This window comes from Streptomyces sp. NPDC058464, assembly GCF_042721035.1.
Lineage (GTDB): Bacteria > Actinomycetota > Actinomycetes > Streptomycetales > Streptomycetaceae > Streptomyces.
The window spans coordinates 66,749-79,884 of sequence record NZ_JBHXMA010000009.1 but is presented as its reverse complement, the minus strand read 5'-3'; the positions used below and the strand labels follow the sequence as shown (position 1 = coordinate 79,884).

15 protein-coding genes and 1 riboswitch are annotated in these 13,136 nt (G+C 71.6%); of the genes, 2 read left to right on the top strand and 13 right to left on the bottom strand.

Going from position 1 to position 13,136, the window contains the following annotated elements; genetic code table 11:
- Position 1: 1 nt before the first annotated feature.
- From ACFWPQ_RS14660 to ACFWPQ_RS14610, 11 genes are all read right to left on the bottom strand, one after another.
- The gene (locus ACFWPQ_RS14660) at positions 2-1,126 is read right to left on the bottom strand and encodes an MsnO8 family LLM class oxidoreductase (RefSeq protein WP_384033411.1); all 1,125 of its coding nucleotides are present in this window, start codon (positions 1,124-1,126) and stop codon (positions 2-4) included.
- A complete protein-coding gene (locus ACFWPQ_RS14655; protein WP_384033408.1) occupies positions 1,119-2,201 on the bottom strand; it encodes an LLM class flavin-dependent oxidoreductase in 1,083 nt (360 codons plus the stop codon). The genes ACFWPQ_RS14660 and ACFWPQ_RS14655 overlap by 8 nt, the downstream gene beginning before the upstream one ends.
- Positions 2,198-3,571 carry an NtaA/DmoA family FMN-dependent monooxygenase gene (locus ACFWPQ_RS14650; protein WP_384033405.1) on the bottom strand — a complete coding sequence of 458 codons (1,374 nt, stop codon included), beginning with the start codon at positions 3,569-3,571 and terminating at the stop codon, positions 2,198-2,200. Before ACFWPQ_RS14650 ends, ACFWPQ_RS14655 begins: the two co-directional genes overlap by 4 nt.
- Before the next feature lie 21 nt (positions 3,572-3,592).
- Positions 3,593-4,807: an LLM class flavin-dependent oxidoreductase gene (locus ACFWPQ_RS14645; protein ID WP_384033402.1), complete on the bottom strand. Its 1,215-nt coding sequence runs from the start codon at positions 4,805-4,807 to the stop codon at positions 3,593-3,595.
- 66 nt (positions 4,808-4,873) lie between these two features.
- A complete protein-coding gene (locus tag ACFWPQ_RS14640; RefSeq protein ID WP_384033399.1) occupies positions 4,874-4,969 on the bottom strand; it encodes a putative leader peptide in 96 nt (31 codons plus the stop codon).
- Between the two features lie 52 nt (positions 4,970-5,021).
- The gene (locus ACFWPQ_RS14635) at positions 5,022-5,846 is read right to left on the bottom strand and encodes a GNAT family N-acetyltransferase (protein ID WP_384033396.1); all 825 of its coding nucleotides are present in this window, start codon (positions 5,844-5,846) and stop codon (positions 5,022-5,024) included.
- 47 nt (positions 5,847-5,893) lie between these two features.
- Positions 5,894-6,919, bottom strand: coding sequence for an ABC transporter substrate-binding protein (locus ACFWPQ_RS14630; protein WP_384033393.1), 1,026 nt, complete (start codon positions 6,917-6,919; stop codon positions 5,894-5,896).
- Positions 6,920-6,982: 63 nt separating this feature from the next.
- Complete coding sequence (locus tag ACFWPQ_RS14625) at positions 6,983-7,771, bottom strand: amino acid ABC transporter ATP-binding protein (protein WP_384033390.1); 789 nt, start codon at positions 7,769-7,771, stop codon at positions 6,983-6,985.
- A complete protein-coding gene (locus tag ACFWPQ_RS14620) occupies positions 7,768-8,751 on the bottom strand; it encodes an amino acid ABC transporter permease (protein WP_384033387.1) in 984 nt (327 codons plus the stop codon). Before ACFWPQ_RS14620 ends, ACFWPQ_RS14625 begins: the two co-directional genes overlap by 4 nt.
- A gap of 387 nt (positions 8,752-9,138) precedes the next feature.
- Positions 9,139-9,262: riboswitch (SAM riboswitch) on the bottom strand.
- 77 nt (positions 9,263-9,339) lie between these two features.
- On the bottom strand, positions 9,340-10,212 hold the full coding sequence (locus tag ACFWPQ_RS14615) for a glutathione S-transferase C-terminal domain-containing protein (protein WP_384033385.1): 873 nt from the start codon (positions 10,210-10,212) through the stop codon (positions 9,340-9,342).
- Positions 10,213-10,354: 142 nt separating this feature from the next.
- Positions 10,355-10,486 (bottom strand): hypothetical protein, encoded by a 132-nt coding sequence (locus ACFWPQ_RS14610; RefSeq protein ID WP_361294119.1) that lies wholly within the window; start codon positions 10,484-10,486, stop codon positions 10,355-10,357.
- A gap of 161 nt (positions 10,487-10,647) precedes the next feature.
- Here ACFWPQ_RS14610 and ACFWPQ_RS14605 point away from each other — a divergent pair, with 161 nt between their 5' ends.
- Together ACFWPQ_RS14605 and ACFWPQ_RS14600 are read left to right on the top strand one after the other, a co-directional pair.
- The gene (locus ACFWPQ_RS14605; RefSeq protein WP_384033382.1) at positions 10,648-10,905 is read left to right on the top strand and encodes a hypothetical protein; all 258 of its coding nucleotides are present in this window, start codon (positions 10,648-10,650) and stop codon (positions 10,903-10,905) included.
- A 90-nt stretch (positions 10,906-10,995) separates the two neighbouring features.
- A complete protein-coding gene (locus tag ACFWPQ_RS14600; RefSeq protein ID WP_384033379.1) occupies positions 10,996-11,808 on the top strand; it encodes a hypothetical protein in 813 nt (270 codons plus the stop codon).
- A gap of 13 nt (positions 11,809-11,821) precedes the next feature.
- On the opposite strand, the gene ACFWPQ_RS14595 is transcribed toward ACFWPQ_RS14600, so the two are convergent.
- Together ACFWPQ_RS14595 and ACFWPQ_RS14590 are read right to left on the bottom strand one after the other, a co-directional pair.
- Entirely contained in the window at positions 11,822-12,721 is a 900-nt protein-coding gene (locus tag ACFWPQ_RS14595) for an aminoglycoside phosphotransferase family protein (protein WP_384033376.1), read from the bottom strand.
- A 54-nt stretch (positions 12,722-12,775) separates the two neighbouring features.
- Positions 12,776-13,114 carry a DUF2218 domain-containing protein gene (locus ACFWPQ_RS14590; RefSeq protein WP_361294131.1) on the bottom strand — a complete coding sequence of 113 codons (339 nt, stop codon included), beginning with the start codon at positions 13,112-13,114 and terminating at the stop codon, positions 12,776-12,778.
- Positions 13,115-13,136 lie beyond the last annotated feature (22 nt).

Sequence of the window (13,136 nt, the reverse complement as noted above, 5' to 3'; positions counted from 1 at the left end):
CTCAGCGCCGGCGCCACTCCGCCGCGAGGAGTTCGTACGAGCGGACGCGGTCGGCCTGGTCGTGGGTGATGGTGGTGATGAGCAACTCGTCGGCGCCGGTGGCCTCCTGGAGCTGTTCCAGGCGGTCGGCGACGTGTTGCGGAGATCCCACGAACTGGGTGTCGAGGCGGTCCTGGACCAGCTCCTGGTCCTCGTCCGTCCAGACGTGCGCCCGGGCCTCCTCGGGGGTGGGGAAGGGGATGGCGCCCTCGGCGGTACGGATGCTGCGGACCCAGGGGCCGTAACCGGTGGCGAGTTCGCGGGCGGTGGCGTCGTCCTCGGCGACCACGACGTCGGCGGAGACGCTGACGTACGGCTTGTCGAGGACGTCCGAGGGCTGGAAGTACGCGCGGTAGCCGTCCACCGCCTCCAGGACCGTGGCCGGGCTGACGTGGTAGTTGGCGGCGAAGCGCAGCCCCCGTTCGCCCGCGACCTGTGCGCTCTCGCCACCGCTGCTGCCCAGGATCCACACCTCGACCTCGGCACCCTCGCCCGGGACGATGTGGGCCTCGACGCCGTCCTCGGTGCGGTAGGTCCCGGCGAGCAGCGCGAGGATGTCGTCGATCTGTTCGGCGTAGTCCTGGGACTCGGCGTTCGGCAGCAGGAGCAGTCTGCGGTGGAGCGCGAACCGGGGAGAGCGGAGGAGGTGGGCGAAGGAGAAGCGGGGCGGGACGACCAGGCCGTTGGGGGCCCGGCCGTCGACCACCGGGGTCGCCGTCGGCGCGGCCGCCTTCTCGCCCGGCGGACGGCCGCCGGAGCGGCCGAGGCCCAGGTCGAGGCGGCCCGGGTACACGGCGTCCAGGAGGCCGAACTCCTCGACCGTGGACAGCGCGGTGCGGTGTCCGAGCTGTACCGCGCCGGAGCCGAGCCGGATGGTGGAGGTCGCGGCGGCGGTCAGCGCCAGGACCACCGCGGGGGAGGTGCCGGCCACCCCGGGGTTGAGGTGGTGCTCGGCGAACCAGTAGCGGGCGTAGCCGAACTCCTCGGTGCGCTGCGCGAGTTCGACGGAGTTACGCAGGGCGTCGGCGGCGGTGGCACCGCTCGGTATCGGCACCAGGTCGAGGACGCCGAGCGGGATGTCAGACATGGGCGGGCTCCTCGGCGGCCGGGCGTACGGGCGCCCACGGGAACGGTGGGTCGGGGATGTCCCTGCGCAGGGCCGGGGCCACCGCCGACTGGAACAGCTCCAGCGAGTCGCGGTGCTGGGCGTCCGTCAGTCCGCCGGCGTCGGCGTGCAGATGCAGGACGGTGTGCCCCAACTGCTCGTGGTAGCGGTGGACTTTCTCGATGACCTGTTGCGGGCTGCCGATGAGCGCGGAGCTCCGCTCGACGAAGTCCTCCAGGGACTCGAAGACGACCGGCAGTCCGGCCCGGCGGAAGAAGGCCAGGTTCGCCTCGAACACCGGGCGGTAGGCGGCCAGCGCCTGCTGGCTGGTGGGTGCCACCAGGAGGCCCGCCGAACCCGCGCCGACCGCGATGTCCGCCGCGTCGTGGCCGTAGTGCTCCCAGCGCTCCCGGTAGTACCGGACCAACTCGGCGTACGGCTCGACGGGGTTGGTGACGTTCGCGGAGAACAGCGGGTCGCCGTAGCGGGCGGCGAGGTCGACGGACTCCTTGCTGGTGGCGCTGCCGTGCCAGACCCGGACCGGCCGCTGGTAGGGGCGCGGCCAGACCTCGGCGTCGGTCAGCTCCGGCCGGAACCGGGTCTTCGCGGTCACCTTGTCCTGCCGCCACAGCTGCCGGAACACCTCGTAGCTCTCGGCGTTTCGGTCCCACTGGTCCTCGGGTGTGACGTGGAACAGCTCGCGCTGGGCGGAGCCGTTGCCCTTGCCGATGATCAGGTCGAGGCGGCCCTCGGAGAGGTGGTCGAGGGTCGCGTAGTCCTCGTACGCCCGGACGGGATCCAGCAGGCTCAGGGTGGTGACCGCGGTGAAGAGCCGGATCCGGCGGGTGAGCGCTGCGACATGGCTGAGCACGACCGTCGGGGAGGAGGAGATGAACGGGCGCTCGTGCCGCTCCCCCACCCCGAAGCCGTCGAAGCCCAACTCCTCGGCGAGCACGGCGTTGTCGAGGACCTCGCGGAACCGGTCGTGGGTGGACTTCTGTCGCCCCGTGACCGGATCCGGGCGGTGCACGATCAGGGTGATCGCGAGGAACCTCACGACGCCACCCGCTCGCCCCGGGGCTCGTCGGGGTGGGCGAGGCCGAGGTGGTCGCGCAGGGTGGTGCCCTCGTACTCGGCGCGGAAGACGCCCTGCTCCTGGAGGAGCGGCACGACCGTGTCGGCGAAGGTGTCCAGGCCGCCGGGGGTGATGTGCGGGACCAGGATGAAGCCGTCGGAGACGTCGGCCTGCACGAAGTCGTTGATGGTGCGGGCGACGGTGGCCGGGGAGCCGACGAAGGTCTGCCGGTTGCCGGTGTTGATCACGAGGTCGCGGATGGACCACTTGTTGGCCTCGGCGAGCTCGCGCCATTCGCGGGCGATGGCGATCGGGTCGCGGTACATCCGGACCTGTGCGCGGCCCCGGGAGATGTGGTCCTCGCCGACCAGCGGGTCGACGTCGGGCAGCGGGCCCTCCGGGTCGTACGACGACAGGTCCCGGTTCCAGACGAACTCCAGGTGCTTGAGGGCGGTCGCCCCGCTGACCTGCTGGCGGCGCACCTGGTGGGCGATCTCCTCGGCCTCCTCGTCGGTGTCGCCGAGGACGAAGCTGGCGGCGGGCAGGATCAGCAGTTCGTCGGGGCGGCGGCCGTACTTGGCGAGGCGGGACTTCACGTCGGTGTAGAAGGCCTGGCCGGCGTCGAGGGTGGCGTACCGGCTGAAGATAGCGTCGGCACCGGAGGCGGCGAACTCACGGCCTTCGTCCGACTCGCCTGCCTGGAAGATCACCGGGCGGCCCTGCGGGGAGCGCGGCACGTTGAACTGGCCGTGGATGTCGAACTGGGGGCCCTTGTGGACGAAGGAGCCGGCCCTGGCGTCGCTCAGGAAGGTGCCGGTGGCCTGGTCGGCGAGGATCTCGTCGCCGTGCCAGGAGTCGAAGAGCTCGTGGGTGGTGGCGAGGAACTCCTTGGCGCGGGAGTAGCGCTCGTCCTGCGGCAGGAAGCCGCCGCGCCGGAAGTTCTCGCCGGTGAAGGCGTCCCAGGAGGTGACCACGTTCCAGGCGGCCCGGCCGCCGGAGAGGTGGTCGAGGCTGGCGAACTGGCGGGCCACCTCGTAGGGCTCGTTGAAGGTGGAGTTGATGGTGCCGGTGAGACCGAGGTGGTCGGTGACGGCGGCCAGCGCGGCGAGGACGGTGAAGGTGTCGGGGCGGCCGACGACGTCCAAGTCGTAGATCTTCCCGCCCTGTTCGCGCAGTCGCAGGCCCTCGGCGAGGAACAGGAAGTCGAACTTGGCGCGTTCGGCCGTCTTCGCGAAGTGCGCGAAGGAGCTGAACTCGATGTGGCTGCCGGCGGCCGGGTCGCTCCACACGGTGGTGTTGTTGACGCCCGGGAAGTGCGCGGCCAGGTGGATCTGCTTCAGCGGCTTGCTCATGTCGGGTGCGGTCCTTCCGGCTCAGGCGGTGGCAGCGGCGTAGCGGTTGGCGGGGCGGGCGAGCCCGAGCAGGCCGCGCAGGGTGTCCGCCTCGTAGGCGGTGCGGAAGCGGCCGCGGCGCTGGAGTTCGGGGACCAGGTCCGCGGTGATGCGCGGCAGGTCGTGGCCGAGGACGGCGGGGCGGAGCCGGAAGCCGGTAAGGCCCTCGGCGGCGAACTCTTCGAGGAGATCCGCGAGTTGGACCGCCGTGCCGGTGAAGATCCGGGCGTCGCTGAGGTATTCGCCGCCGTCGAGGGCGTCGAGGCGCTCCTTGCGGGCGACGGCCGTGGCCCGGTCGTCGTCGAGGAAGACCACGAGGTCGCCGAAGACGTGCACGGTGTCCCCGGCCCGTCCGGCGGCCTCCTGCTCGGCGCGGATCTCGGCGACGATGGCGCGGGCGTCGGCGGCGTCCTGCGGGGTGACGTAGCCGACGTCGGCCTGGCGGGCGATCAGCCGGTAGGGGACGGTCTGGTGGCCGAGGGCGGTGACGAGCGGCTGGCCCTGCGGCGGGCGCGGGGTGATGGAAGGGCCCTTGACGTTGAAGTGGCTGCCCTCGAAGTCGATGTAGTGCAGCTTGTCGCGGTCGACGAAGCGGCCGGTGGCGGCGTCCCGGATCTCGGCGTCGTCCTCCCAGCTGTCCCAGAGCCGGCGCACGACCTCGACGTGGTCGGCGGCCTCGTCGAAGTGCTCGGCAAGCCGCTCCTGCCCGGCCGGGGACCGCAGTGACGCAAGGTCGATCGGCGGGAAGGCGCGCCGGCCGAAGTGGTCCGCCTCGTGCGGGCGGGCGGATATCTGCACCCGCAGCCCGGCGCGGCCGGTGCTGACGTAGTCCAGGGTGGCGATCGCCTTGGAGATGTGGAACGGCTCGGTGTGGGTGGCGATCACCGTCGGCACCAGGCCGATGTGGCTGGACAGGGGCGCGATCCGGGATGCGATCAGGACGGCGTCCAGGCGGCCGCGGACCTGGTCGGTGCTGCCGTCGAGCTCGCCGTAGTGCGAGGACTGCAGGCCGAGGCCGTCCTCGATGGTGACGAAGTCGACGAGGCCGCGCTCGGCCTCGGCGACCAGGTCGGCCCAGTAGCCGGCGGTGAACAGCTCACGGGGGCGGGCGACCGGCTCGCGCCAGGACGCGGGGTGCCAGCCGGTGCCGTCCAGGGCGACGGCGAGGTGCAGGTGGGAAGCGGGAGATGAGGACACAGGGGTGCCTTCCTGAGGGTCCGTACGAGGGCGCGCCGGAGACGGGGGCGCTGCGGGGACGACTGGTCAGGAACAACAGAGCGCGCCGGCCACGCGCTGGAGGTCGATGTGCGGCCGGGAGTGCAGGACGGTACGGCGGCTGGGGCTGGGGACACGTGTCATGTCCCGCACCTCCCCGCTCTTCCGGCCTGCTCCGCGTACATCTCGTCGTGAGTCACAACAGACCGGTTTCCGTGGTTGTTCCCGGGCTGCGCAGCAGCAGGGTGCGACCGCGCAGCCGCTCGGTGAAGCCGATCGACTCGTAGAGCCGGATCGCGTTGGCGTTGCCCGGGGCCGCGTGCAGGAACGGGGTGTCGCCGCGTCGCCGGATCCCGGCGGCGACCGCGCGGATCAGGCGGGTGGCCAGGCCCCGGCCCCGGTGCTCCGGGTCGGTGCAGACGGCGCTGATCTCCGTCCAGCCGGGCAGCCGCAATCTCCCCCAGCCTTCGGCCGGGGGGACCCCCATCTCGCTTCGCTCGCCCGCCATGGCGATCAGCCGGCCGCGTTGCCGGATGCCGAGATAGGTGCCCATCTCGACGGTCCGGGTGCGGAACGGGCCGGGCTCGGTGCGGGCGACCAGGTCCAGCATCTCGGGCACGTCGCCCGGCCCGAGCCGTTCTGCCTCGGGGGCGGGCTCGGCCCGGAGCGCCGTGTCCACGAACTGGACGCCCGTCCCACCGCCGACCACCTCCCAGCCGGGCGGTGCCGCCTCGACCGGCTTGATCTTCACGGTCGTTCCCGGGCCGACGAGCGTGCGCAGGTCGGCCCAGGCGGCCGGGTCCGAGGGGTCGGCGAGGGCGGCGTAGGCATAGACGTCGTCGGGATAGCGGGCCGCCCGGCCGACCCTCCCCCAGCCTTCGGCCGGGGGGACCCCCATCTCGCTTCGCTCGGCGAGGTGGGCGTGCGGGCCGGCGAGGGCCGACCAGACGGCGTTGTCGAGCGGGGACGTGCACGGAGCGGGAGGGGCTCCGCCTCCGCGAAGGCCGGTGTGCAGAGTCACGGAGGCGAAGTCCTTTCTCAACCAGCAGGTCTGCTCTTCGACAGGGATCAGGAGTTGTCGAGCGGCAGCCCGGGCGGGTTCACCTCGGACTTGGCGACGGCCTCGTTGGAGAGGTTGTAGGCCTTGAGCCACTGGGCGTACTGGCCGTTCTCGATCAGGTAGTTGATGGCGTCGGCAAGGGGCTTGGCGAGGCCGCTGTCCTTCTTTGCGGTGGCCGCGATCAGGCCCTGGAGGCTGGCGCCCGCGCCGGAGTAGGTGCCCGCGGTGCGGGTGGCGTTGGGCGTGTTCTCGGTCTGCTTGTTGTGGTACGCGATGCCGGGGTTGGGGCCGAGGTAGGCGTCGATCTTGCCGCTGGACAGGGCCAGGTAGACGCTGTTGCTGTCCTGGAAGTACTTGACGGTGAGCTTCTTGCCCTCGCTCTCCAGCTTCTTCTTCCACTCCAGGAGGATCTTCTCCTGGTTGGTGCCGGCGCTCACGGAGACGGTCTTGCCGGCGAGGTTCTCGTAGTCGCCGTCGAAGTTCCAGGTGCTCTTCTTCGGGACGGTGAAGGCGAGGTTGTCCTGCCGGTAGGAGGCGAACTCGTACTTCTTCTTGCGCTCCTCGGTGTCGGTGACGTTGGAGAAGGCCACGTCGACCTTGCCGCTGTCGATGCCGACGAACATGTTCTCCCAGGTGGCGTTCTGGATCTCGGGCTTGAGGCCGAAGACCGCGGCGACCAGGCGGCCGAGGTCGGGCTCGGAGCCGGTGAGGGTCTTCTGGTCGCTGCCGACGTAGGCCAGCGGCGGGAACCCGGCGGGCAGGGCGCCCTCGCCGATGACGAGCTTGCCGCTCTTCTTGACGGAGTCGGGCAGTTCGGCGCTGATGGACTTGACCTCGGAGACCTTGATCGTGGTCTGGGTGGCGGCGCCGTTGGAGACCTGTCCTACGACGACCTCGCCGGTCTTGGCGGCGGAGGTGGTGGTGGCCGCGTCGCTGTCGCCCCCGCAGGCGGCGAGCCCGGTGGCGAGGGAGGCGACCGCGGTCGCCGCGGTGATGCCGCGTATCAGGCTGCGTCGGGTGAAGTGGGCAGGCATGGTCGTCCTTTGTGACTGGGTGAGATGAGAGAGACGTGGGGGGAGATCTGGGGGTACGGCGGTTCAGAGGACCTTGCTGAGGAAGTCCCTGGTCCGCTCGTGCTGCGGCTTGTCGAGCACCTGGGAGGGCGGGCCCTGCTCGACGATCCGGCCGCCGTCGATGAAGACGACACGGTCGGCGATCTCGCGGGCGAAGCCGATCTCGTGGGTGACGATGACGAGGGTGGTGCCGCTGGTCGCCAGGTCCTTGATGACGGCGAGGACCTCACCGACGAGTTCGGGGTCCAGGGCGGAGGTCGGCTCGTCGAAGAGGATCACGCCGGGGCGCAGGGCGAGGGCGCGGGCGATGGCCACCCGCTGCTGCTGGCCGCCGGAGAGCTGGCGGGGGTAGGCGCCGATACGCTCGCCGAGACCGACCCGCTCCAGGAGTTCCTTGGCCAGGGCCTGGGCCTCCGGCTTGCCGAGCTTTCCGGTGGCGACCGGGGCGGCGGCCACGTTCTCCAGCACGGTGAGGTGCGGGAAGAGGTTGAAGTTCTGGAAGACGAAGCCGATCCGGCCGCGCTGGGCCAGGATGGCGCGCTCACTCAGCTCCTTCAGCCGGTCGCCCTGCCGCTTCACGCCGATCGGCTCGCCGTTGATGCTGACATGGCCGATCTCGGGCTTCTCCAGGTGGTTGATGACCCTCAGGAGAGTGGACTTGCCGGAGCCGGACGGGCCGAGGACGACGGTGACCTCGCCGGGGCGGATGGTCAGGTCGATGCCGTCCAGGACGCGGTGGGTGCCGTACCACTTGTGGACGCCGTTGATCTCAAGGGCGGCCGGGGCCGTCTCCAGGGTGTCGGTGATGGTCATACCGCGGCCTCCCGGCGGATGCGGGCGCGCAGGTCGGTGAGACCGGTGCGCAGTTTCTGCAGGGGGGTCGGCGGCAGCGTGCGGGTGGCGCCCCGGGCGTAGTACCGCTCGACGTAGAACTGGATCACGGAGACGACGCTGGTCAGGATCAGGTACCAGACGGTCACCACCAGGAGCAGCGGCACGATGTCGCCGGGGTAGGTGGAGCCCATGCTCTGCGCGGAGCCGAACAGGTCGAGCAGGGAGACGTAGAAGACCAGCGAGGTGCTCTTGATCAGGCCGATCAGCTGGTTGACGTAGTTCGGGGTGATCGACCTGAGCGCCTGCGGGAACACGATCTTCCGGAACTGGTAGCCCTTGGGCAGGCCGAGTGCGGCGGCCGCCTCGTGCTGGCCCTGGTCCACGGAGAGGATGCCGCCGCGGACCACCTCGGCGGCGTAGGCGGCCTCGTTGAGGCTGAGGCCGATGACGGCGACGACCATGTCGGTGGCGAGCTTCGACTCGTCGAAGGAGAAGAAGGCCGGCCCGAAGGGGACTCCGATGCTCAACGTCTTGTACAGGGCGCTGAAGTTGTAGAGGAAGAGCAGGACCACGATGAGCGGTATGGAGCGCAGCGCCCAGACGTACGTCCAGCTGACCGCGCGCAGCACCGGGCTCCTGGAGAGCCGGGCCAGGGCGAGCAGGATTCCGCCGAGGAGGCCCAACACCGCGCTGTAGGCGGCGACTTCGAGGGTGATGACCAGTCCGTCGAGGATGGTCGGCCGCAGGAACCAGTAGCCGAAACGGTCCCACTGGTAGAAGGGGTTGGTCGCCAGTCCATGGGCGAACTGGACGACGAGGACCAGGACGACGGCGGTGGCTATCCATCGTCCGGGCCTGCGCAGCGGGAGAACTCGCTGTGCGGCGAGGGGCTTTGACGGTTCATCGGCTGCAGGGGGCGCCTCGGGGGCGGCGATCGTGGCGCCTGGGGGTTCACTCATGGCGGGCTCCGGCGGAGTCGGACGCCCACGTGTCCCACGGCGGAGGCCGCGCACCGGGCCGTGTTCGGGCACGGCGCGGTGCGCGGGGGCGCGCGGGCACGGGGGCTGGGCGGACGGCGGCACACCGGGCGGCCGGTGTCTCGACGGGGACGCTGGGGTGCGGAGCTGCGGGAAACCGGCGGAAAGGCCTGGTCAGACCCGACAGCGGGCACAGCCCGGTGCGGTACACGCGCTACACAGGGCGCTGTTGACACGGAGCAGGTCGACGGCGCGGTCGGCGACGAGCGGGCTCGGGTACGGGCGTACGCAGCCCTCGGCGCGGCGCTGGGCCGTCCTGGAAGCTGCGTACATGTCCGTCACCTGTCACTGTCGTGCCGGCCCCGGGGGGCCTCGCGCTTACCGAATCGTCGCTTGCCGAAACGTCGTCGGTCCGGTCGTCACCTGGGGCACCCCACCGCGATGCGAGGGTTGCCGGTCAGCAAGCCAGGGCTTGACGCTGACGCTCTTGACCGTTCTGGTCCGTAAGTAACGCAGTTGCCCGAACGAATGTCAACGCCTGTCCGACTGGCGAAACGGTTCGGGCCGCTCTCACCTGCGCGGAACGCCGGGAGCGTCCGCCGCGTGACCCGCCCAGTCCAGGATCTGGACAGCCGCGCCGGCGGCCTCCAGGCCCTGGCAACGGCCGTGGTGGCGGCGGGCGATGCCGTCGAGGTCGAGGTGGGCGCCGAAGGCCGGGTGGGCGGCCAGCCGCCGGGCGTAGGCCCACAGCACCGGGTGGCCGGCGATGGCGTGCACGGCGGCGGCGTCCAGGTGGTTGCGGTGCACGGTGTCGAGTTGCACCAGGGTCACCCACAACTCGATGTCCGCGGCCGTGAGTTGACCCCCGACCAGGAACTCCACACCGGTCAGCCGGCGCTCGAGACCGTCCAGGGCGGTGAGCAGCACCTCGAGCGCCTCCGGGTCGCCGCCCTCGCGGCCGACCCGCTGGGCGGCCTGCTCGATGTCCTCGGCGCAGAGCCGCTCGACGGCCTCGATCTCGGCCTCGGCACCGCACGGGTAGAGCCGGGCGACGCCGTCGCCGAAGTGCTGGTCCAGGTCGCGCAGGATGTCCCGGCTGTGGGTGCTGACGATCCGTCCGGACCAGTCGTCGCTGAACACCGGCGCGAGTGCCGGTCCCGAGTAGTGGTGGGCGCTGGCCTCGTACAGCGGGCGCAGTGCCGGGTGGCTGCCGTCGGGACAGTCCGGGACGGCGGGCAGGAAGGTGACCGGACAACAGTCGTCCAGGGCCAGCAGGCTGTGGCCGACTGCGATGCGGAGGCCGTCCGGACAGGCGGTGGAGAGGTGGAGCCGGTAGCGGCGCGGCACGGCGTAGTGGCCGCTGCGCGCGTCCCGGCCGATGCGGCCCCGGAAGGCGGGGGCGGTGCGGACGGAGGGCAGGGCGGTGAGTGGAGCGATGGACATGCGTCTCCCCAGGGGCGGGCGCGCGGACGTACGCGCGGCGGAAGCGTTCGTCGGTGGGTTCAGTGGGATCTGAGTGGGTTCCGGTGCGTCCTGGTGAGTCCAGGCGGACGGGCGCTCGGCCCGTACGGCCGGGATCGGGTGCTCAGCCTCTGCGGCCGGTGGCGCCGCACACCCGCAGCAGGTCGATGTGGCGGCGGGAGGTGAGCAGGGGGCCGGCCCAGGGCGCGGGGCTCTCGCGGCGGTGTCTGCCGGTGAGCGTGCGCAGGCGACCCATCTTTCCCTACCTTTTCACTAGGATTCCCATCTGGAGTGTCGATCGGCCTCCGCCCGGCGTCAAGGGGGCGTCCACGCCTGGGACACCCGGCCCCGACTTGCCGCCCGACGGGAGGGGCGGTGCGCTGGGTGACGGAGGCCGAGTGACAGGAGCCGGAACCGATGACCGAGCCCCCGGGTCCCGGGCCCGTGCCCGGCGCCGTGCCCGAGACCTTCGCGTTCCACTGCGGTCGGTGCGGACACGGCTGGGAGGCCACCTTCCAGGCGGTGTTCTTCACCGACCCGGTCGCCGACCCCGACCTGCAGAGCACCCTGGAGTACGTCGACGAGGCCGGCCGGGCCGTACCGTCGCCGCTCACGGACGCGGTGTGCCCGCGCTGCGGCAGCCGGCGGGTACGGATCGCGGCGGCCGGATCATGACACTCACCCGAATGGCACGCGCGAGTGGTCGGCGCTCACGGGCGGTGGTGGCGTGGAGGGACCTACCGCGTTCCCGAGGAGGCAGTCGCGATGAACCGTCCGTCCCGACCCGCGCGTGTTCTCGCCACGGCCCTGACGGCGGGGACCCTGTTCGCCACGGCGGCGGCCTGTTCGGGCGACAGCGGCTCCCCCGAGGCCGCGGCCGTCTCCCCCGCCGCCGAGCGCCCCGCCTCCCCGTCGGCGACCCCCGCCCTCACCGGCGCGGGCGCGCAGGCCGCGCTGATCACGCCTGCCGACATCGAGGACGACTGGCAGCTGGCCAACGACGCCGCCACCTGGCGCAACCAGATGCTGGTCGGCAAGGTCGACGTCGCCGACTTCCTCACCGGCAAGGCCGATGCCGCCGACTGCCAGCGGCTGCTGGACAGCCTCTACTCCGACACCCTGCTGGGCCGCGCCACCGGCGCCTCCGGACTGCGCGGCTTCACCTCGGACGACTCCCGGATGCTGTACCAGGTCGGGGACTACGGCCAGGCCCAGATGGACGCCACCATCGACTGGCTGAAGGGGCTCCCGGAGAAGTGCAACCAGTTCACGGCCACCGGTTCGGACGGCAGCAAGCGGACCGTTCAGGTCGTCGAGTACAAGGAACCGCCCAAGGTGGCCGACGCGCTGGCGGCGCTCACGGTCACCGTCCAGGGCACCTCGAACGGGCAGCCCGCCACGACCACCCTGGACGTCGTGGCGTTCCGCGTCGGCGCCTCAGGGGCTGCGGTCACCAACGGCGGCCTCTCCGGCGTCGACCACGACAGCACCGCCCTGGCCGTGCAGAACGGCTCACAGCGCCTCGAACAGGTCCTGTCCGGCAAGACCCCGGCGCCGCTGCCGAGCCAGTTCGACTAGGGCCGGTCCGGCCTCAGCCCTCTGCCAGCACCGTCCGGATCACGTGCCGGGCGTTGGCGGCCATCGCCGGGTTCGTCCTCCGGTAGTACGGCAGGGCCATCAGTGCCTGCGAGAGCGTCCGCCCACGGCCACGGATCCAGGTCGCGTCGTCCACGTCCAGCGCCTCGCGGAAGGCTTCCCTCGCGTCGGCCGGCAGCAGATTCCACGCCGGGAACAGGTCACAGGCCGGATCGCCCACCCCCACGCACCCGAAGTCGATGACCGAGGTCAGCCTGCCACCGTCCACCAGCAGGTTGCCCGGCATGAGATCGGCGTGCAGCCACACCGGCGGCCCGTCCCAGTCCGGGGCCCCGAGCGCCTCCTTCCACACGGTGGCGGCAGCATCGCAGTCGACGCCCTCCTGCGGGATTCCGCGCAGTTCCTCGATCGCGGCCCGCGTCTGCGCGTCGAGCGAGGCGATCGGCCCGCCACGATGGGCCCGCGGCGCACCTGGCAGGGTGACGCTCCGCATCGCCGCCACGAACGCGGCCAGATCCCCGGCCAGCAGCACCGGCTCGCTCAGGGCTCCCGCCCGGGGGTTCTCCCCCGCCAGCCACCGGTACACCGACCACGGCCACGGATACCCTTCGCCGGGCTCCCCGTTCCCGAGCACCTCAGGGATGGACGTGGGCAGCTGCGGCGCGAGTCTGGGCAGCCAGGTCCGCTCCGTCGACACGTCCCCGGCCCCACCCTGCACCAGCGGCAGCCGTACGACCATGTCGTCCCCCAGCCGGAACATGGCGTTGACCGTGCCACCGGACGCGATCCGCTCGACGGCCGACCCCGCCCATTGCGGGAACTGCCCCGCGATCAGCCGCCGCACGAGGTCGTCGTCGATGGGATGCGTACCGGGATGCATCTGCTCTGTGTTCATCGACGTCATCCGACCGCCTGCCGCCGACGAGCGTCAAACCCGTTTCCGGTCGGCTCAGTGGGGCATCGGGTCACCGGGGTTGCTCTGGGTGGTGCCCGGCTCCCCGTTGTCGCGGTGCCAGGCGACGACGAGTTCGTCACGGGTGCCGAAGCGGACCAGGTGCCGGCCGACCACGCCCTCCAGGAGTTCGAGGTTCTCGGGGTCCGTCTCCACGGTGAGCAGCAGGGCGCCCTCGGTCGCGGTGAGGGTGCCGGTGCCGTTCTGGAAGACGATGCCGCCGGTGCCGGTCTCCTCGTCCCAGGTGGTCTGCGAGCGGCGGCCGAGATGCGAGGCGAGCTGCTTGGCATAGCGGGCGGGGCGGTCGGTGGGGACGCGGGCTTCGGAGCGGGCCATCTGGGACTCCCGGTGCTGCTGC

Bases quoted from the DNA above. Each gene is read 5' to 3' on its own strand.
- ACFWPQ_RS14660 (WP_384033411.1), bottom strand. From the start codon at position 1,126: ATGTCTGACATCCCGCTCGGCGTCCTCGACCTGGTGCCGATACCGAGC.
- ACFWPQ_RS14650 (WP_384033405.1), bottom strand. From the start codon at position 3,571: ATGAGCAAGCCGCTGAAGCAGATCCACCTGGCCGCGCACTTCCCGGGC.
- ACFWPQ_RS14640 (WP_384033399.1), bottom strand. From the start codon at position 4,969: ATGACACGTGTCCCCAGCCCCAGCCGCCGTACCGTCCTGCACTCCCGG.
- ACFWPQ_RS14630 (WP_384033393.1), bottom strand. From the start codon at position 6,919: ATGCCTGCCCACTTCACCCGACGCAGCCTGATACGCGGCATCACCGCG.
- ACFWPQ_RS14625 (WP_384033390.1), bottom strand. From the start codon at position 7,771: ATGACCATCACCGACACCCTGGAGACGGCCCCGGCCGCCCTTGAGATC.
- ACFWPQ_RS14620 (WP_384033387.1), bottom strand. From the start codon at position 8,751: ATGAGTGAACCCCCAGGCGCCACGATCGCCGCCCCCGAGGCGCCCCCT.
- ACFWPQ_RS14615 (WP_384033385.1), bottom strand. From the start codon at position 10,212: ATGTCCATCGCTCCACTCACCGCCCTGCCCTCCGTCCGCACCGCCCCC.
- ACFWPQ_RS14610 (WP_361294119.1), bottom strand. From the start codon at position 10,486: ATGGGTCGCCTGCGCACGCTCACCGGCAGACACCGCCGCGAGAGCCCC.
- ACFWPQ_RS14605 (WP_384033382.1), top strand. From the start codon at position 10,648: ATGACCGAGCCCCCGGGTCCCGGGCCCGTGCCCGGCGCCGTGCCCGAG.
- ACFWPQ_RS14600 (WP_384033379.1), top strand. From the start codon at position 10,996: ATGAACCGTCCGTCCCGACCCGCGCGTGTTCTCGCCACGGCCCTGACG.
- ACFWPQ_RS14595 (WP_384033376.1), bottom strand. From the start codon at position 12,721: ATGAACACAGAGCAGATGCATCCCGGTACGCATCCCATCGACGACGAC.
- ACFWPQ_RS14590 (WP_361294131.1), bottom strand. From the start codon at position 13,114: ATGGCCCGCTCCGAAGCCCGCGTCCCCACCGACCGCCCCGCCCGCTAT.